The 15,213-nt window shown below is 66.9% G+C and carries 23 protein-coding genes; 18 read left to right on the plus strand and 5 right to left on the minus strand.

Features of this window, described 5'->3' with window-relative positions:
• Positions 1–9: 9 nt before the first annotated feature.
• From rplV to NWF24_RS00870, 6 genes are all read left to right on the plus strand, one after another.
• The gene (rplV, locus tag NWF24_RS00845; protein ID WP_007838134.1) at positions 10–342 is read left to right on the plus strand and encodes a 50S ribosomal protein L22; all 333 of its coding nucleotides are present in this window, start codon (positions 10–12) and stop codon (positions 340–342) included.
• A 17-nt stretch (positions 343–359) separates the two neighbouring features.
• The gene (gene rpsC, locus NWF24_RS00850; RefSeq protein ID WP_093057771.1) at positions 360–1,274 is read left to right on the plus strand and encodes a 30S ribosomal protein S3; all 915 of its coding nucleotides are present in this window, start codon (positions 360–362) and stop codon (positions 1,272–1,274) included.
• Positions 1,275–1,326: 52 nt separating this feature from the next.
• Complete coding sequence (rplP, locus tag NWF24_RS00855) at positions 1,327–1,743, plus strand: 50S ribosomal protein L16 (RefSeq protein WP_007838137.1); 417 nt, start codon at positions 1,327–1,329, stop codon at positions 1,741–1,743.
• Between the two features lie 55 nt (positions 1,744–1,798).
• Complete coding sequence (gene rpmC / locus NWF24_RS00860) at positions 1,799–2,008, plus strand: 50S ribosomal protein L29 (RefSeq protein ID WP_258355404.1); 210 nt, start codon at positions 1,799–1,801, stop codon at positions 2,006–2,008.
• A gap of 9 nt (positions 2,009–2,017) precedes the next feature.
• Positions 2,018–2,287 carry a 30S ribosomal protein S17 gene (gene rpsQ / locus NWF24_RS00865; protein ID WP_015867662.1) on the plus strand — a complete coding sequence of 90 codons (270 nt, stop codon included), beginning with the start codon at positions 2,018–2,020 and terminating at the stop codon, positions 2,285–2,287.
• Between the two features lie 76 nt (positions 2,288–2,363).
• On the plus strand, positions 2,364–2,870 hold the full coding sequence (locus NWF24_RS00870) for a peroxiredoxin (RefSeq protein WP_093079077.1): 507 nt from the start codon (positions 2,364–2,366) through the stop codon (positions 2,868–2,870).
• A 16-nt stretch (positions 2,871–2,886) separates the two neighbouring features.
• Here NWF24_RS00870 and NWF24_RS00875 read toward each other — a convergent pair whose 3' ends face one another.
• Positions 2,887–3,474, minus strand: a complete 588-nt coding sequence (locus NWF24_RS00875) for a GNAT family N-acetyltransferase (RefSeq protein ID WP_258352521.1) — start codon at positions 3,472–3,474, stop codon at positions 2,887–2,889.
• Positions 3,471–4,181, minus strand: coding sequence for a cytochrome b/b6 domain-containing protein (locus NWF24_RS00880; protein WP_258352522.1), 711 nt, complete (start codon positions 4,179–4,181; stop codon positions 3,471–3,473). Before NWF24_RS00880 ends, NWF24_RS00875 begins: the two co-directional genes overlap by 4 nt.
• 162 nt (positions 4,182–4,343) lie before the next feature.
• Between NWF24_RS00880 and NWF24_RS00885 the strand changes: the two genes are divergently transcribed.
• Positions 4,344–4,790, plus strand: coding sequence for a c-type cytochrome (locus NWF24_RS00885; RefSeq protein WP_258352523.1), 447 nt, complete (start codon positions 4,344–4,346; stop codon positions 4,788–4,790).
• A gap of 72 nt (positions 4,791–4,862) precedes the next feature.
• On the opposite strand, the gene NWF24_RS00890 is transcribed toward NWF24_RS00885, so the two are convergent.
• Positions 4,863–5,360: a TlpA disulfide reductase family protein gene (locus NWF24_RS00890; protein ID WP_093057766.1), complete on the minus strand. Its 498-nt coding sequence runs from the start codon at positions 5,358–5,360 to the stop codon at positions 4,863–4,865.
• Positions 5,361–5,460: 100 nt separating this feature from the next.
• Here NWF24_RS00890 and NWF24_RS00895 point away from each other — a divergent pair, with 100 nt between their 5' ends.
• From NWF24_RS00895 to NWF24_RS00945, 11 genes are all read left to right on the plus strand, one after another.
• On the plus strand, positions 5,461–6,003 hold the full coding sequence (locus tag NWF24_RS00895; protein ID WP_258352524.1) for a hypothetical protein: 543 nt from the start codon (positions 5,461–5,463) through the stop codon (positions 6,001–6,003).
• Between the two features lie 134 nt (positions 6,004–6,137).
• Positions 6,138–6,593 (plus strand): PTS sugar transporter subunit IIA, encoded by a 456-nt coding sequence (locus NWF24_RS00900; RefSeq protein ID WP_093057764.1) that lies wholly within the window; start codon positions 6,138–6,140, stop codon positions 6,591–6,593.
• Positions 6,562–6,831, plus strand: a complete 270-nt coding sequence (locus NWF24_RS00905; protein WP_258352525.1) for an HPr family phosphocarrier protein — start codon at positions 6,562–6,564, stop codon at positions 6,829–6,831. The genes NWF24_RS00900 and NWF24_RS00905 overlap by 32 nt, the downstream gene beginning before the upstream one ends.
• 10 nt (positions 6,832–6,841) lie before the next feature.
• The gene (ptsP, locus tag NWF24_RS00910; protein ID WP_258352527.1) at positions 6,842–8,644 is read left to right on the plus strand and encodes a phosphoenolpyruvate--protein phosphotransferase; all 1,803 of its coding nucleotides are present in this window, start codon (positions 6,842–6,844) and stop codon (positions 8,642–8,644) included.
• A gap of 133 nt (positions 8,645–8,777) precedes the next feature.
• Positions 8,778–9,152, plus strand: coding sequence for a DUF4148 domain-containing protein (locus NWF24_RS00915; RefSeq protein WP_258352528.1), 375 nt, complete (start codon positions 8,778–8,780; stop codon positions 9,150–9,152).
• A gap of 132 nt (positions 9,153–9,284) precedes the next feature.
• Positions 9,285–9,752, plus strand: coding sequence for a Spy/CpxP family protein refolding chaperone (locus NWF24_RS00920; RefSeq protein WP_258352537.1), 468 nt, complete (start codon positions 9,285–9,287; stop codon positions 9,750–9,752).
• Positions 9,745–10,242 (plus strand): DUF4260 domain-containing protein, encoded by a 498-nt coding sequence (locus NWF24_RS00925; RefSeq protein WP_258352540.1) that lies wholly within the window; start codon positions 9,745–9,747, stop codon positions 10,240–10,242. The genes NWF24_RS00920 and NWF24_RS00925 overlap by 8 nt, the downstream gene beginning before the upstream one ends.
• Positions 10,236–10,625, plus strand: a complete 390-nt coding sequence (locus tag NWF24_RS00930) for a hypothetical protein (RefSeq protein ID WP_258352541.1) — start codon at positions 10,236–10,238, stop codon at positions 10,623–10,625. The genes NWF24_RS00925 and NWF24_RS00930 overlap by 7 nt, the downstream gene beginning before the upstream one ends.
• A 50-nt stretch (positions 10,626–10,675) precedes the next feature.
• A complete protein-coding gene (locus NWF24_RS00935) occupies positions 10,676–11,371 on the plus strand; it encodes a response regulator transcription factor (RefSeq protein ID WP_258352543.1) in 696 nt (231 codons plus the stop codon).
• Positions 11,372–11,397: 26 nt separating this feature from the next.
• On the plus strand, positions 11,398–12,780 hold the full coding sequence (locus NWF24_RS00940) for a HAMP domain-containing sensor histidine kinase (protein ID WP_258352544.1): 1,383 nt from the start codon (positions 11,398–11,400) through the stop codon (positions 12,778–12,780).
• A gap of 103 nt (positions 12,781–12,883) precedes the next feature.
• Complete coding sequence (locus tag NWF24_RS00945; protein WP_258352545.1) at positions 12,884–13,927, plus strand: NADP-dependent oxidoreductase; 1,044 nt, start codon at positions 12,884–12,886, stop codon at positions 13,925–13,927.
• Between the two features lie 22 nt (positions 13,928–13,949).
• Here NWF24_RS00945 and NWF24_RS00950 read toward each other — a convergent pair whose 3' ends face one another.
• Both NWF24_RS00950 and NWF24_RS00955 read right to left on the minus strand, forming a co-directional pair.
• The gene (locus NWF24_RS00950) at positions 13,950–14,267 is read right to left on the minus strand and encodes a hypothetical protein (RefSeq protein ID WP_258352550.1); all 318 of its coding nucleotides are present in this window, start codon (positions 14,265–14,267) and stop codon (positions 13,950–13,952) included.
• An 86-nt stretch (positions 14,268–14,353) separates the two neighbouring features.
• Positions 14,354–15,202, minus strand: coding sequence for a DMT family transporter (locus NWF24_RS00955; protein ID WP_258352555.1), 849 nt, complete (start codon positions 15,200–15,202; stop codon positions 14,354–14,356).
• Positions 15,203–15,213 lie beyond the last annotated feature (11 nt).

The following is a 15,213-nucleotide window of genomic DNA, read 5'->3' on the forward strand; positions in this document are numbered from 1 at the left end:
GGAACGACCATGTCTGAAACACGTGCAGTCCTCCGCGGTGTCCGCCTGTCGGTCGACAAGGGCCGTCTGGTCGCGGATCTCATCCGCGGCAAGAAGGTCGATCAAGCGCTCAACGTTCTGCAGTTCACGCAGAAAAAGGCCGCTGTGATCATCAAGAAGGTGCTGGAGTCGGCTATCGCCAACGCCGAGCACAACGACGGTGCCGACATCGACGAGCTGAAGGTCAAGACCATCTACGTCGAGCAAGGTGCAACGCTCAAGCGCTTCACGGCGCGGGCCAAGGGTCGCGGCAATCGCATCAGCAAGCCCACGTGCCATGTGTACGTGACGGTTGGCAACTAAGAAGGCCTGGAAGAAATATGGGACAGAAAATCCACCCAACCGGGTTCCGCCTTGCGGTCACCCGTAACTGGTCCAGCCGTTGGTACGCAAGCGACCGCGATTTCGCGGGCATGCTGGCCGAAGACATCAAGGTTCGCGAATACCTGAAGAAGAAGCTGAAGAACGCTTCGGTGTCGCGCGTCATGATCGAGCGTCCCGCCAAGAACGCACGCATCACGATCTACTCGGCACGTCCGGGCGTCGTGATCGGCAAGAAGGGCGAAGACATCGAGAACCTCAAGCGCGAACTGGGCAAGCAGCTCGGCGTGCCGGTTGCGGTCAACATCGAAGAAGTGCGCAAGCCCGAAATCGATGCGCAGCTGATCGCCGACAGCATCACGCAGCAGCTCGAAAAGCGGATCATGTTCCGCCGCGCCATGAAGCGCGCCATGCAAAACGCCATGCGTCTGGGTGCCCTGGGCATCAAGATCATGTCGGCTGGCCGCCTGAACGGCATCGAAATCGCACGTACCGAGTGGTACCGCGAAGGCCGCGTGCCGCTTCACACCCTGCGCGCCGACATCGACTACGGCACCTCGGAAGCCAAGACCACCTACGGCGTCATCGGCGTCAAGGTCTGGGTCTACAAGGGCGACACGCTGGGTCGTAACGACCTGCCGGCCGTCGAAACGCCGCGTCCTGAAGAAGAACGTCGTCCGCGCGGTCCGCGCCGTGATGGCCGCCCTGGTGGCGACCGTCCGGGTAGCGACCGTCGTGGTCCCGGCCCGCGTGCCGGTGCCCGTGGCCCGATCGGTGGCAACACCGCCCCGGCCGATGGCAGCGACAAGCCCGCAGAAGCAACCGGCGGTGCCGGTGCAGACTCGAAACCCGCCGTTAAGCGCGTCCGCAAAGCCGCGCCCGCTGCAGCAGCGGACGGTGCCAAGACCGAGTAATCGGTCGCTCCCGGGCACGCAAGTGCCTGGGGCCCTCACGGAGTAACAAAACATGCTGCAACCTGCACGCAGAAAGTTCCGCAAGGAACAAAAGGGCCGCAACACCGGCATCGCAACCACGGGTAACTCGGTTGCGTTCGGTGATTTCGGTCTCAAATGCACCGACCGCGGCCGCCTCACGGCGCGCCAGATCGAAGCCGCTCGTCGCGCGATTTCGCGTCACGTGAAGCGCGGTGGCCGTATCTGGATCCGCGTGTTCCCGGACAAGCCAATCTCTACCAAGCCCGCTGAAGTGCGGATGGGTAACGGTAAGGGCAACCCCGAGTACTACGTCGCTGAAATCCAGCCTGGCAAGATCGTGTTCGAGATCGTCGGCGTGCCCGAAGAGCTCGCCCGCGAAGCGTTCCGCCTGGCCGCCGCCAAGCTTCCGCTGCGTACGACGTTCGTCGCTCGCCAGCTCGGCGCCTGAGAGGAGAACATCCATGGCAACACGTAAGAAAAAAGAAACCGCGGCTCCGGCCAAGGTGACGAAGGCTGCAACCCTGCGCACGAAGGACGTCGTGGGCCTGCAAGCCGAAATCAAGGATCTGCAGAAGGCCCATTTCGGCCTGCGCATGCAGAAAGCCACGCAACAGCTGTCGAACACCTCGACGCTGCGCGTGACGCGTCGCGACATCGCACGCGCCAAGACCATTCTTGCTCAGAAGCAGCAAGAAACCCCCGCCGCCAAGTAAGGAGTGAACATGACGGAAGCTAAAAAATCCCTCAAGCGCACCTTGATCGGCAAGGTGGTCAGCGACAAGCGTGCAAAGACCGTGACCGTGCTGGTCGAGCGCCGTGTGAAGCACGAGCTCTACGGCAAGATCGTGGCCAAGACGAGCAAGTACCACGCCCATGACGAAAAGGGCGAGTACAAGCTGGGCGACACCATCGAGATCACGGAAAGCCGTCCGATCTCGAAGACCAAGAACTGGGTCGTGACCCGTCTGGTCGAGAAGGCCGTTCTGGTCTGATCATCCCCGGCTCGATACAGCCCATCTGGAAACGGCCCACAATGTGGGCCGTTTTTCTTTTTCAGGAGCACATTCAATGATCAAAGTCGGCGACACCCTTCCTTCGGCCACCCTGCAGGAATATTCCGAGGTCGAAGGCGAAGGCTGCAGCATCGGCCCGAACGCTGTGGACGTGAGCAAGGCTTCGGCGGGCAAGACCATCGCGCTGTTCGCGCTGCCCGGTGCCTTCACGCCCACCTGCTCGGCCAAGCATGTGCCGGGCTACGTGCAGCATTTCGACGACTTCAAGGCCGCCGGCGTGGACGAGATCTGGTGCGTGAGCGTGAACGACGCCTTCGTGATGGGCGCTTGGGCGCGCGACCAGAAGACCGGCGCCAAGGTGCGCATGCTGGCCGACGGCAGCGCCGACTTTGCCAAGGCCACCGGCCTCACGCTCGATTTGACCGGCCGTGGCATGGGCCTGCGCAGTAACCGCTATTCGATGCTCGTGAAGGACGGCAAGGTCGCGACGCTGAACGTCGAGGCGCCGGGCAAGTTCGAAGTCAGCGACGCCGATACGCTGCTGGCCCAGGCCCGCGGCTGATCGGCTACCCCGGTCATCAGAGATCCACTTTGAGGTAGTGGGCCCCGGCGACGGGGTTGTGATAGTAGGGCGGCACCTCCGCGAAGCCCAGGTCTTCGTAGAGAGCCCGCGCCGACTCCATGTCGTCGAGCGTGTCGAGCAGCACGCAACCGTATCCCGCGCTGCGTGCGGCATCGATGATCGCCTCGGCCAGCTGACGGCCCAGGCCAAGGCCGCGAAAGCCGGGGCGTACGTACAGGCGCTTCATTTCCGCAGCGTTCACGTAGTCCGCGCTGTCGAGCGGGCGCAGCGCGCAGCACCCCGCCACATGCGCCAGCGTGCCGTCGGCGCGCTGCAGCGTCGGCGCCTGGCGCCCGGCGTCTTCCGAGACATTGACCGGATCGACCAGCGCGAGCAACAGCGTGCCGCGTGGCTCGGCGTACTCGCCCGGCAGCTGGGCCAGCTCGCTGTCGAAATCCTGAAAGTCCAGATCGATGCCCAGCGAACCCGCGTAGTCGCTGAAGATCGCGCGCGCGGCCTCGATCTCGTGCGCTTCTTCGGGAGTGAGCAGCACGACGGCCGGCATCGCCGACAGCGGCAGGGGGCGTGACACGGAAAAGCTCATACGCGCAACGAAGAAACCCAGTAAGCCACGCCCGCGCACAGCGCGAACAACACCAGCGCAAGCCAGCGCGAGGCCGCATCGTCGCGGCTCGGCGCCACTTGGCCGCTCTCGGCGGAAACCAGCTTGTCGCCAGTCACCATCGGCCGCACCAGGCGATGCCGCTTGACGAGCACGTAGAACAGCACCGCCAGCACATGCAGGCTCACGAGCGCGATCACGGCCCACTTGCCCTGCGCCTTGTGCCAACTCGTGGCCAGGCTTACGACCTCGCCCGAGACAAAACGAGTGAGCGGCCCGGACGCCGAGATCTCGTCATCTGCCATTAGCCCGGTAGCGACCTGCAACGCCAGGATCGCCAGCACCGCGAACACCGACAGCGCACCCAACGGCGTGTGCCCGATCAAGTGGTCCGGATGCGCCCGTCCGCGCAGGTAGGCCACGACCGACCCCGGCCCGTAGACGAAGGCCGCAAAGCGCGACCAGCGACCGCCCACAAAACCCCAGAGCAACCGGAACAGCAGCAGCGAAAGCACCGTGTACCCAAGGCGGAAGTGCCATTCCATGACACCGCCCAAGCCGGTGCCGATCATGCCGATGACGGCGATGGCCAGCGCCCAGTGAAAAAGGCGCGTCGGCAGGTCCCAGACCCGTGTGCGGGCACCGGAGCCGGAGGCCACGCGAAAGGCGGCCACGGAGGAGTCGGTCATCGGAGAAGGCGCCAAGGGGGCGCAATGCTGCGGAAGGCGCAGATTAGCAAAGTCCGGGCCCCAGTCTGCTTCGGGTTGTTGCTATGCGCCGGATACGGCCCGCCCCTACACTCGCCGGCAGTGCCGCATTCGACGGCGCTTTCCCCACAACGAGGACCCACGATGACCAGACTAGCTTCGTTCGCCCTTGCAGCCGCCTGCGCTGCCATGTCCCTCCCCGCAGCGGCCCAGTTTGCCAAGCCCGAGGACTCCATCAAGTACCGCCAGAGCGCGCTGTTCGTGATGAGCCAGCATTTCGCTCGCCTCGGCGCCATGGCCAACGGCCGTGCGCCCTACGATGCAAGCGCCGCCGCGGCCAATGCCGAAGTGGTCGCCGACATGGCGAAACTGCCCTGGGCGGGCTTCGGCGCCGGCACCGAGGGCGGCAAGGCCAAGCCTGACGTCTGGAAGGAAGACGCCAAGTTCAAGGAGCGCCAGCAGAAGCTGATGGAAGAGACCGGCAAGCTGGTGACCGCCGCCAAGGCTGGCAACCTCGACGCGCTCAAGGCCCAGTTCGGCCCGACCGCCGCGAGCTGCAAGGCCTGCCACGACAGCTTCCGTAACCAGTAACCGGCTAACCGGCATCTCGCAAAAACAAAAGGCGCTCTTTCGGGAGCGCCTTTTCGTTGGGATGACCGGAGATCAGGCTTCGGCCAGCAGCTTTTCGATCAATTTGTGCAGTTCGGCGAAGTCCGGTTCGCCCACATAGCGCTTCACGATCTCGCCGCGCTTGTTGACCAGGTAGGTGGTCGGCGTGAGCTTCACGTCGCCCCAGGCCTGCGCCACGCTGCCGGTGTTGTCGATCGCCACCTTGAAAGGCAGCTTGCGCGTCTGGGCGAAATTGACGACGTAGCTCGGCGGGTCGTAGCTCATGGCCACGGCCAGGGTGTCGTAGCCCTGTGCCTTGTATTTGTCGTAGGTGGCGATGACCTTGGGCATCTCGCCGACGCAGGTCACGCAGCTCGTGGCCCAGAAGTTGACCAGGGTGACCTTGCCCTTCAGGTCCGCCGTGCTCTTTTGCGTGCCGTCGAGCAGCACGAAGGTCGAGGCCGGCGCGGCGGTGGCGCCTGAGCCGAGGTACACGCCCACGCCGGTGGCCAATGCGATGACGACGGCGGCAGCGGCGATGTATTTTTTCATGGCTTCAAGCAAGAGAAGGGCGGCGCGATTTTAGTTCCGCGTGCCGGATCGTGCTGGCGGCGTTCCGGCGGCCCTCGCGCGGTTCGATAATCGCTGCCCCATGCCGTCGTCGCCCGCTTTCTCTTCTTCCTGGCTTGCGCTGACCGCGGCAGCCCTGCTCGCAGCCTGCAGCCCCACTTTCAACTGGCGCGAAGTACAGGTCGCCGAATCGGGCCTGATCGCGCTGCTGCCCTGCAAGCCCGACCGCGCAAACCGCGCCCTGCCATTGGGCGCCGAATCGGTGCAGGTCGACATGGCGGGCTGCGAAGCCGGCGGCGCGACCTTCGCCATCGCGCACGCCTCCGCCAAAGGCCCCGAACAGGCCGAGGCCTGGCTCAACGCATGGCACGCTGCCACGCGCGGCCAGCTGGGAGAAGCGCAGATGACGGAAGGCCCCGCCAGCGTGCAGCGCGCGACCGCCACGCCCGCCCCGCTGCGGCTCGACGCCCAGCCAAAGCAGCAGGGCGCCGCGCCGGTACAGGTGCTCTGGTTCGCCCAGTCGCAAAAAGACGGCAGCGTTGCGCTCTACCAGGCCACCGTACTGGGCAGGCCTTCCTCGGCCGAAGCGCCAAAGACGTTCTTCGAGGGCCTGCGGCTCCCATGAGCGACGGTCGCGTTTGCTATCGTTTTGATAGTGCCTCCCGCGGCGCTGTCTGTTTTTCGGGGCTGCTGCGTTATGTCATATATCTACTTCCCTTGGGCGCCCCCGCATAATCGACGAGTCGTCCTCCGTCCCGCATGAACAGCATCCTCATCATCGCCCACTCACCGTTCGCACATGCGCTGCGGCAGTGCGCGCTGCATGTGTTTCCCGATTGCGAGCAGGCCATCGTCGCGCTCGACGTGCTGCCCAACGTGTCGCCCGAAGAAACGCTGGCGGCCGCGCGCATCACGCTTGCGCAGCAGCTGCACACGCCGCGCTCGCAGGTGCTGGTGCTGGCAGACGTGTTCGGCGCCACGCCCTGCAATGTGGCGCAGAAGCTGGTGGACGGCGTCCGGTCGCGGCTGGTGGCGGGGGTCAATCTTCCGATGCTGCTGCGCGCCGTCACCTACCGGCATGAGCCTCTGGAGACGCTGGTGCAGCGCGCCCTTGCGGGCGGCACCGCGGGCGTCATGCAGGTGGCGGTGGCGGCTCCCCAGAATCAGGCGAAAAGAAAGCACAGTGATCAAGAAATCCGTGACCATCAGCAATAAGCTGGGCCTGCACGCACGCGCATCGGCCAAGCTGACCAAGCTCGCAGGCAGCTTTCCCTGCGAGGTGTGGCTCTCCCGCGGCGACCGCCGCATCAATGCCAAGAGCATCATGGGCGTGATGATGCTGGCCGCCGGCATCGGCTCGACCGTCGAGCTCGAAACCAATGGCCAGCAGGAAGAAGAAGCGATGAACGCCATCGTCCAGCTCATGGACGACAAGTTCGGCGAAGGCGAGTAAGGACCGTCCCATGACCTTCGCAGTCCACGGCCTCCCTGTCGCCCGTGGCATTGCCATCGGGCGCGCTGTGATGGTGGTGTCGAGCCGCATCGACGTGGCCCACTACTTCATCAAGCCGGAAGAAATCGAGACCGAGATCGACCGCGTGCGCACCGCGCGCAATGCAGTGGCCGAAGAGCTCGCAAAGCTGCAGGCCAACGTCGCGCTGATGGGCCCCAACGACGCGCCGCACGAACTCGCGGCGCTGCTCGAGGTGCACCAGATGCTGCTGCAGGACGAGGCCTTGAGCGGCGGCGTCAAGCACTGGATCAGCGAGCGGCTCTACAACGCCGAATGGGCGCTGACCACGCAACTTGAAATCATCGCGCGCCAGTTCGACGAGATGGAGGACGAGTACCTGCGCGAGCGTAAGGCCGACCTCGAACAGGTGGTCGAGCGCCTGCTGCATCGCATGAAGGGCACGGCCGCCGTGCTGGCGCCGAGCCCGCCGCGTCGCAAGCGCGCCGCCGCCACGGACGACGACAACGACGACCCCACCGCGGGCGACGGCATCGACGTGCCGCTGGTGCTCATCGCGCACGACCTCTCGCCGGCCGACATGCTGCAGTTCAAGAAGAGCGTGTTCGCCGGCTTCGTCACCGACGTGGGCGGGCGCACTTCGCACACTGCCATCGTCGCGCGCAGCATGGACATTCCGGCCGTGGTCGGCGCGCGCACCGCGAGCCAGCTGGTGCGCCAGGACGACTGGGTCATCATCGACGGCGACGCCGGCGTGGTGATCGTCGACCCGTCGCCGATCATCCTGGCCGAGTACGGCTTCAAACAGCGCCAGGGCGATCTCGAACGCGGCCGGCTCGCGCGGCTGCGCCACAAGCCGGCCATCACTCTCGACGGCCAGCGCATCGAGCTGCTCGCCAACATCGAGATGCCCGAAGACACCGTGGGCGCCGTCAAGGCCGGTGCGGTGGGCGTGGGCCTGTTCCGCAGCGAATTCCTCTTCATGGGCCGCGAGTCGACCACGCGCCAGACCCGCCTGCCCGACGAAGAAGAGCAGTACCAGGCGTACAAGCGCGCGGTCGAGGGCATGCAGGGCATGCCCGTCACCATCCGCACCATCGACGTGGGGGCAGACAAGCCGCTCGACAGCAAGTCGGCCAACAAGCAGGAGCACCTGAACCCCGCGCTCGGCCTGCGCGCCATCCGCTGGAGCCTGGCCGATCCGGCGATGTTCCTCACACAGCTGCGCGCCATCCTGCGCGCGGCGGCGCACGGCGAGATTCATCTGCTGATCCCCATGCTCGCGCACGCGAGCGAGATTCGCCAGACGCTGTCGCTGATCGATTTCGCGCGCACCGAGCTCGACAACCGCGGCGCGGTGCACGGCCCGGTGAAGCTCGGCGCCATGATCGAGATTCCCGCGGCTGCGCTCACGCTGCGCATCTTCCTGAAGCATTTCGACTTTCTGTCGATCGGCACCAACGACCTGATTCAGTACACGCTGGCCATCGACCGCGCCGACGAGTCGGTGGCGCATCTCTACGACCCCGCGCACCCGGCGGTGCTGCGTCTCGTGGCCGACACCATTGCCGAGTGCCGCCGCCAGGGCAAGGGCGTGGCCGTGTGCGGCGAGATGGCGGGCGACGTGGCCTTCACGCGCCTGCTGCTGGGCCTGGGCCTGCGCAGCTTCTCGATGCACCCCTCGCGCATTCTTGCCGTCAAGCAGGAAGTGCTGCGCGCCGACACCAGCAAGCTCGAGGCATGGGCCAAGAGCGTGCTCGAGTCCGACGACCCCGCTGCCATGATGGCGGGTTGAGCGTACTTTTCACCCACCCTCGCGGGTGGGTGAAAAGAAACGATACACGCCGAAACTGCGGCGAAAGGACTTGCGGGAACCCCGCAAGCACGATCAGGCCTTCTCTTCCAACCCCGAAAGAAAGGCCTGCATCATGAAATCTCTCCCCCTGACCCAGATCATTGCCGTCGGCTCCTTCGCCATGCTCGCCGCAGCCGGCGCCAAGGCTGAAAGCTACGAGGGCGTGCAGCCCGCCGTGTCGGCCAAGAGCCGCGCCGACGTCAGCGCCGAAGCCGTGAACACCGCATCGGCACCCAACCAGAACGTGGTGCGCGGTTCGCGCGGCGCCGAGACCATGGCCGTGTCGACCGAGCGCGGCCGCATCGTCGCCGAAGCCGTGCGCGCCACCGCTGCGCCCGACCAGAACGTGTCGGCCAGCTCGCGCGTGAACAGCCAGGTCATCTCGACGATGCAGAACCCCGTCGACGCGCGCGCCTCGGCTGCCAACGCCAAGAGCAGCCGCCTGTAAGCAAACAGCCCCCGGCTTGCCGCCTCGCGCGTCGCAATAAAACGAAACACGCCGCAACCGCAGCGAGAGGACTTGGCCCGGTGCAAATCGCACCATGGAGCTTCCTCCTCACAGACAACACAAGGAATCACCATGAAATACTGGATCAAACGAACTCTCTTCGGTTTTGCGGGCGCCGCAATGGTTGCCGGCAGCATCGCCGGCTGTGCTGGTCAACGGCACGGCTGGGGCGGCGGCGACAGCGCCGAGTTCCGCGCGAAGATGATCGAGCGCGTGGGCAGCAAGCTCGAGCTCGACGCCACCCAGAAGCAGAAGCTCACCGTACTGGCCGAGAAGCTGCAGGCGCAGCGCGAAGCCATGCGCGGCGCCGGCGGCTCGGGCGATCCGCGCTCGCAGTTCAAGGCGCTGTTCGCGGGCAACAAGCTCGACCAGGCCGGCGCCACGCGCCTGGTCGAAGAGAAGACCGCCGCCGTGCGCAATGGCAGCCCCGAGATCATTGCCGCCGCTGCCGACTTCTACGACAACCTGAATGCCGCGCAGCAGCAGAAGGTGCGCGACTTCATGGACCGAGGTGGCCGCCGCTGGAGCCATCGTGGATAGGCTCCACTCACCCCCAGGCTTCGCGCACTTCGTGTCGCTTCGCCTTCCCCCTCTCCGGGGGCGACAGCTGTGGACCGGCGAAGCCGGCTCCACCGTATCTCCCGAACAGGCAGCGGTAGCCGGCGGGGTGCGCGCGCTGCTGCGGGTCGAAGGCGCCGTGGTGCTCGGCGTGGCACTCGCTGCTTACGCCCAGTTCGGCTTGGGCTGGGGCGTGTTCGCGCTCTGGCTGCTCGCGCCCGATCTCTCGCTGCTGGGCTACCTCGCGGGGCCGCGAGTGGGCGCGGCGCTCTACAACGCGGCGCACTCGTACATCGGACCGGTGCTGCTGCTGGCGCTCGGCGTGCTTGCGGCCATGCCGTGGGCGGTGGCCGGCAGCCTGATCTGGCTGGTCCACATCGGCTTCGACCGCGCACTCGGCTACGGGCTCAAGTACGCGGCGGGCTTTGCCGCCACGCACCTGGGCCGCATCGGGAAGGCCGATCCATGGTGAGCGCACGCGGCATGGTCCCCGTCATGCGCCCGCAGGCCGCGCGCGCATGGATGCTGGCCGAGGCGCTCGCGCTCGGCCTCGCATCGATGGTGCACGCCGGCCGCATCGTGCCGGGCTATGCGCATGGGCACGCCCGCATCGCTGAAGCGGTGATCGCCACCGTGCTGGTGCTCGCCACGGTCGAAACCTGGCTGCGCCCAGAGGATGCGCGCCGCGCCGCCATCTTCGGCCAGGGCTTCGCGCTGCTGGGCACGCTGGTCGGGCTCGGCACCATCGTGGCGGGCATCGGTCCGCGCACCGTGCCCGACGTGGTCTACCACGCGCTTTTGCTCTCACTCCTCGTGACGGGCCTGACCTGGGCGGTGCGATGCCGGCAGGTTTGATGGTCAGCGAGGTCATCCGCCATTTCCTTGCCAGGAGGCACAATCCCGCCATGCCGCGCATCCTGCTGATCGACGACGACGAACACCTCGCCGCGCCGCTGACCACCTACTTCGCACGCTTCGGCTGCACGCTCGAGAGCGCAGTGCGCCCGAGCGAAGGCCTCGCCAAGCTGCGCGCCGGCACCTACGACGCGGCCATCCTCGACGTCATGCTGCCCGAGATGGACGGCTTCGCGCTGTGCCGCGAGATCCGCAAGGAAAGCGACATTCCCATCGTCATGCTCACCGCCCGCGGCGAGGTTATGGACCGCGTGGTCGGCCTTGAACTCGGCGCCGACGACTACGTGCCCAAGCCCTTCGAGCCGCGCGAGCTGGTGGCGCGCGTGCAGACCATCCTGCGCCGCCAGCGCAGCGTGCCGCAGGCGGTGGCCAACGGCACGCAGCACCGCGTGTTCGATGGCCTGTCGATCGACCTCGACCGGCGCCAGGTGCTGCGCCACGGCGAGCGCGTGGAGCTCACGGGCACCGAGTTCGAACTGCTGGCGCTGCTGGCCGCCGAACCCGGCAAGGTGTTCAGCCGCGACGACATCCTCAACCGCCTGCGCGGTCACGAGGCCGAGCTCTACACCCGCGCGGTCGACATCGTGGTGAGTCGCCTGCGCAAGAAGCTCGAGCCGCTGGACTGCATCAAGACGCTGCGCAACGCCGGCTACGCATTGGCCGTCGCACGCAGCGAGCCTGCATGAGTTTCGGCCGTCGGGAATCCCGCAGGATGAGGTGGCGCGGCGAGGAGTGCCGCGACGAGCAATCGCGCGAAGACTGGCACGCGAAGTGGCATGCGCGCTGGAACGAAAAAGTGCAAGGCAAGCGCCGCTGGCGCCGCTCCCTGCGCGTGCGGCTGGTGCTGATGTTCGTGGTGCTGGCCATGGTGATGGCGGCGGTGTTCATGGGCGGCATGAAGAAGGCTTTCTCCACCGGCTGGGCCGAAGCCGCCAAGCCGATGCTGACGGACTACGCCGACCGCCTGGTCTCGGAGATCGGCACGCCGCCCGACGTGGCGCGCGCACAGGCGCTGGTGGCACGGCTGCCCATCACCATCCGCATCGTCGGCCCCAAGGTCAACTGGGATTCCAACCCCGGTGGAGCGAACAGCCCCGGCGGTTGGATGCACGACCGCGAAGACGTGTTCGGGGGTGACAAGTGGTTCATCCGCCCCACCGCAGACGGCCACCGCGTGATCTTCGGCTGGGCGCCCAAGCTCTGGCAGCTGGCGCCGCGTGCCACCGGTTGGGCCACGCTCGGCGTGCTGCTGTCGTGCGTGCTGCTGGGCTATGCCTACGTGAGCCGGTTGCTGCGGCCGCTGATCGACATTCGCGAAGGCGCGCAGCGCTTCGGCCGTGGCGAGTTCACGCAGCCCATTCCGGTGCGCCGCAACGACGACCTCGGCGATCTCGCCGAACGCATCAACACCATGGCCGACGACATCCAGGCCATGCTCGACGCCAAGCGCGGGCTGCTGCTGGCCTTGAGCCATGAACTGCGCTCGCCGCTCACGCGCGCCCGGCTCAATGCCGAGCTGCTGCCGATCACGCCCGAAGGCCAGGCCGAGCGCGAGGCGCTGCTGCGCGACCTCAACGAGATGCGCGACCTCATCAGCGACCTGCTCGAAAGCGAACGCCTGGCCAGTCCGCACGTGGCGCTGCAGCGCGAGCCGGTCGACCTGGCGGCGCTGATCCGCGAGATCGTGGCCGAGATGCCCGATGCGCAGCACGTGCATCTCGACCTGGCCGAAGGCCTGCCGCCGCATGCCGTCGACCGCATGCGCATCCGCCTGCTGGTGCGCAACCTGCTGGACAACGCGCTGCGCTACAGCGCCGACGCACCGCGGCCGCCCTGCGTGTCGCTGCGTGCGGTGCTCGACGGCAGGAAGCAGGGCATCGAGATCGAGGTGCGCGACCATGGCCCCGGCGTGGACGACGAGCAGCTCGAGCGGCTGACTGAGCCCTTCTACCGCACCGACGGCGCACGGGCGCGCGCCACCGGCGGTGTCGGCCTCGGCATGTACCTGTGCCGGCTGATCGCCGAGGCGCACGGCGGCGAGCTGACGGTGCGCAACGCCGGGCCGGGGCTGCAGATCATCGTCAGACTGGCCTAGAACGTCCGGCGGGCGCTGTCACCTGCGCTACCAGCCCGCCTGCAGGCCACGGCTACGATGCGCCTCCGTGCCAGCGTCCGGCATTCAAGGTCAAGGAGACACCATGAGCAGCTCACTCACCAACCACCAGGTTCGCCTCGCCAAACGCCCCGAGGGCACGGCCACCCGCGAGAACTGGAAATTCACCACCGAACCCGTCGGCGAGCCGGCCGAGGGCGGCGTGCTGGTCAAGACGCTGTCGCTGTCGCTCGACCCCGCCATGCGCGGCTGGCTCAACGACGCCAAGAGCTACATCCCGCCCGTGGGCATCGACGAAGTGATGCGCGCCGGCGGTGTCGGCCGCGTCATCGCCTCGAAGAACCCGCAGTTCGCGGTGGGCGACACCGTCTACGGCACGCTGGGCGTGCAGGAATACATCCTGATCCCCGAAGACCAGATCAAGCGCAACGGCCTGGTCAAGATCGACCTGCGCGTGGGCACCATTACCCAGTGGCTCAACGTGCTGGGCATGCCCGGCATGACCGGCTACTTCGGCCTGATGGACGTGGGCATGCCCAAGGCGGGCGAAACGGTGGTGGTTTCCGGCGCGGCCGGCGCCGTGGGCCAGACCGTGGGTCAGCTGGCCAAGATCAAGGGCTGCCGCGTGGTCGGCATTGCCGGCGGCGCCGCCAAATGCGACTGGGTGGTGAAGGAGCTGGGTTTCGACGCCTGCATCGACTACAAGGCCGGCGCCGGCGCGGTGCGCGAAGGCCTCAAGACCCACTGCCCGAAGGGCGTGGACATCTACTTCGACAACGTCGGCGGCGAGATCCTCGACATGGTGCTGGCGCGGCTCGCGCGCAAGGCCCGCATCATCATCTGCGGCGCCATCAGCCAGTACAACAACGCCAACAGCATGCCCGCGGCCGGCCCCAAGAACTACCTGAGCCTGCTGGTGAACCGCGCGCGCATGGAAGGCATCGTGGTGTTCGACTACGCCGACCGCTATCACATCGCCATCGCCGAGATGGCCGGCTACCTGAAAGACGGGCGCATGAAGAGCAAGGAAGACATCGTGCAGGGCCTGGACACCTTCCCCGAGTCGCTCAACAAGCTCTTTGCCGGAGAAAACTTCGGCAAGCTGGTGCTGCAGGTGGCGGAAGCCTGAAAAAGAAGAAAAAGGCGCTTCTTCAGCTTTCGTCGGGCCGCATGGGAATGTCGCCCATCGCGTCGTCCTCGCGCAGGCCCCGCGCGGCCTTCAGCAGCTCGATCGACAGGCCGTCGCCATGGCCCGCGAAGCCCCTGGCGATGCCTTCGAGCACCGTCGACAGGCCGGTGTCGCCGTCGCCGCGGGCGTCCATGCTGATGTTCAGCACCCGGGCCGCCATCTGGCGGTAGGTGACGGCGCCCGCGCCCTCCAGCGCGGCCACCAGATCGAGGTACAGCGCCAGGTTCAGGTCGAACACCAGCTTGGGCGTGATCTCGAAATCCCTGTTCTTGTCGTCCATGTGGGTTGGCTCCTTTTTTCCTGAGCCTCCACTCTAGCCAGAAAAGAAGACGCCGAGCCGTCGGATACAGCCTGATTCAGCGCGAATCAACGGGCGCGTGTGCCCATGACTGCCGCCGAGACGATGAGCCAGGCCGCGATGGCGATGGTCCAGGTCAGCGGCCGGCCGGTGACGAGCAGCAGCAGCGCGGTCGAGCCCAGCGGCGTGAGGTAGCTCAGGATGCCGATCTGCCGCGCGTCGCCGCGCTTGAGTGCGATGTCCCACACGAAGAAAGCCGCGCCCAGCGGGCCGAGGCCGCAGAGCACGAGCAGCAGCCAGTCCCGGCCCGACAGCGCCACCGAAGGTTCGAGCACGGCATGGCAGGCCAGCGAGAGCACACCAGAGACCAGCCCGAACAGGCCGATGGCCGAGGTCGGGAAGGCCGCCACGCGCTTCGTCCAGAGCGAGTAGCTCGCCCAGACGAAGGCCGAGCCCAACGCCGGTATGAAGCCCCAGTACTCCTGCGCCCCCGTTGCCGCCGCGCCGCCGCCGCGCGCGCCGAGGATCGCGATCGCCGCGCCCGCGAACCCCAGCAGGGCAGCCACCACGTGCAGCGGCCGCAGCGACATGCCCGGCAGCAGCACCGGCGCCAGCACCACCATCAGCAGCGGCCACAGGTAGTTGACGAGGTTGGCCTCGACCGGCGGCGCGTGCCGCAGCGCGATGAACAGCAGGAAATGAAAGCCGAACAGCCCGTAGATGCCCAGCGCCAGCGTGCGCGGCGGCACCCGCCAGGCCGAGCGGTCGCGCAGCACCAGCGGCCAGCTCGGCACGCTGCCGACGATCAGTGCGAGGCCGGTCAAGAGAAATGGCGGCAGGTGCGATAGCGCGGTGCCGAGCGAGGCGAGCGTGGCCCAGAGCGCGATGGCCAGCAGGGCGTAGACGGTGGACGACATGGGCGGCAAGG

Source organism: Variovorax paradoxus (genome assembly GCF_024734665.1).
In the GTDB taxonomy this organism is placed as follows: Bacteria; Pseudomonadota; Gammaproteobacteria; order Burkholderiales; family Burkholderiaceae_C; genus Variovorax.

What these genes read in the sequence shown, in the direction of transcription:
- NWF24_RS00890 (WP_093057766.1), bottom strand. Translation starts at nt 5,360, where the DNA reads ATGAAAAAATACATCGCCGCTGCCGCCGTCGTCATCGCATTGGCCACC.
- rpsQ (WP_015867662.1), top strand. Translation starts at nt 2,018, where the DNA reads ATGACGGAAGCTAAAAAATCCCTCAAGCGCACCTTGATCGGCAAGGTG.
- ptsP (WP_258352527.1), top strand. Translation starts at nt 6,842, where the DNA reads ATGACCTTCGCAGTCCACGGCCTCCCTGTCGCCCGTGGCATTGCCATC.
- NWF24_RS00940 (WP_258352544.1), top strand. Translation starts at nt 11,398, where the DNA reads ATGAGGTGGCGCGGCGAGGAGTGCCGCGACGAGCAATCGCGCGAAGAC.
- NWF24_RS00870 (WP_093079077.1), top strand. Translation starts at nt 2,364, where the DNA reads ATGATCAAAGTCGGCGACACCCTTCCTTCGGCCACCCTGCAGGAATAT.
- NWF24_RS00895 (WP_258352524.1), top strand. Translation starts at nt 5,461, where the DNA reads ATGCCGTCGTCGCCCGCTTTCTCTTCTTCCTGGCTTGCGCTGACCGCG.
- NWF24_RS00880 (WP_258352522.1), bottom strand. Translation starts at nt 4,181, where the DNA reads ATGACCGACTCCTCCGTGGCCGCCTTTCGCGTGGCCTCCGGCTCCGGT.
- NWF24_RS00945 (WP_258352545.1), top strand. Translation starts at nt 12,884, where the DNA reads ATGAGCAGCTCACTCACCAACCACCAGGTTCGCCTCGCCAAACGCCCC.
- NWF24_RS00920 (WP_258352537.1), top strand. Translation starts at nt 9,285, where the DNA reads ATGAAATACTGGATCAAACGAACTCTCTTCGGTTTTGCGGGCGCCGCA.
- NWF24_RS00935 (WP_258352543.1), top strand. Translation starts at nt 10,676, where the DNA reads ATGCCGCGCATCCTGCTGATCGACGACGACGAACACCTCGCCGCGCCG.
- rplV (WP_007838134.1), top strand. Translation starts at nt 10, where the DNA reads ATGTCTGAAACACGTGCAGTCCTCCGCGGTGTCCGCCTGTCGGTCGAC.
- NWF24_RS00875 (WP_258352521.1), bottom strand. Translation starts at nt 3,474, where the DNA reads ATGAGCTTTTCCGTGTCACGCCCCCTGCCGCTGTCGGCGATGCCGGCC.
- NWF24_RS00955 (WP_258352555.1), bottom strand. Translation starts at nt 15,202, where the DNA reads ATGTCGTCCACCGTCTACGCCCTGCTGGCCATCGCGCTCTGGGCCACG.
- NWF24_RS00950 (WP_258352550.1), bottom strand. Translation starts at nt 14,267, where the DNA reads ATGGACGACAAGAACAGGGATTTCGAGATCACGCCCAAGCTGGTGTTC.
- NWF24_RS00885 (WP_258352523.1), top strand. Translation starts at nt 4,344, where the DNA reads ATGACCAGACTAGCTTCGTTCGCCCTTGCAGCCGCCTGCGCTGCCATG.
- NWF24_RS00900 (WP_093057764.1), top strand. Translation starts at nt 6,138, where the DNA reads ATGAACAGCATCCTCATCATCGCCCACTCACCGTTCGCACATGCGCTG.
- NWF24_RS00930 (WP_258352541.1), top strand. Translation starts at nt 10,236, where the DNA reads ATGGTGAGCGCACGCGGCATGGTCCCCGTCATGCGCCCGCAGGCCGCG.
- rplP (WP_007838137.1), top strand. Translation starts at nt 1,327, where the DNA reads ATGCTGCAACCTGCACGCAGAAAGTTCCGCAAGGAACAAAAGGGCCGC.
- NWF24_RS00915 (WP_258352528.1), top strand. Translation starts at nt 8,778, where the DNA reads ATGAAATCTCTCCCCCTGACCCAGATCATTGCCGTCGGCTCCTTCGCC.
- rpsC (WP_093057771.1), top strand. Translation starts at nt 360, where the DNA reads ATGGGACAGAAAATCCACCCAACCGGGTTCCGCCTTGCGGTCACCCGT.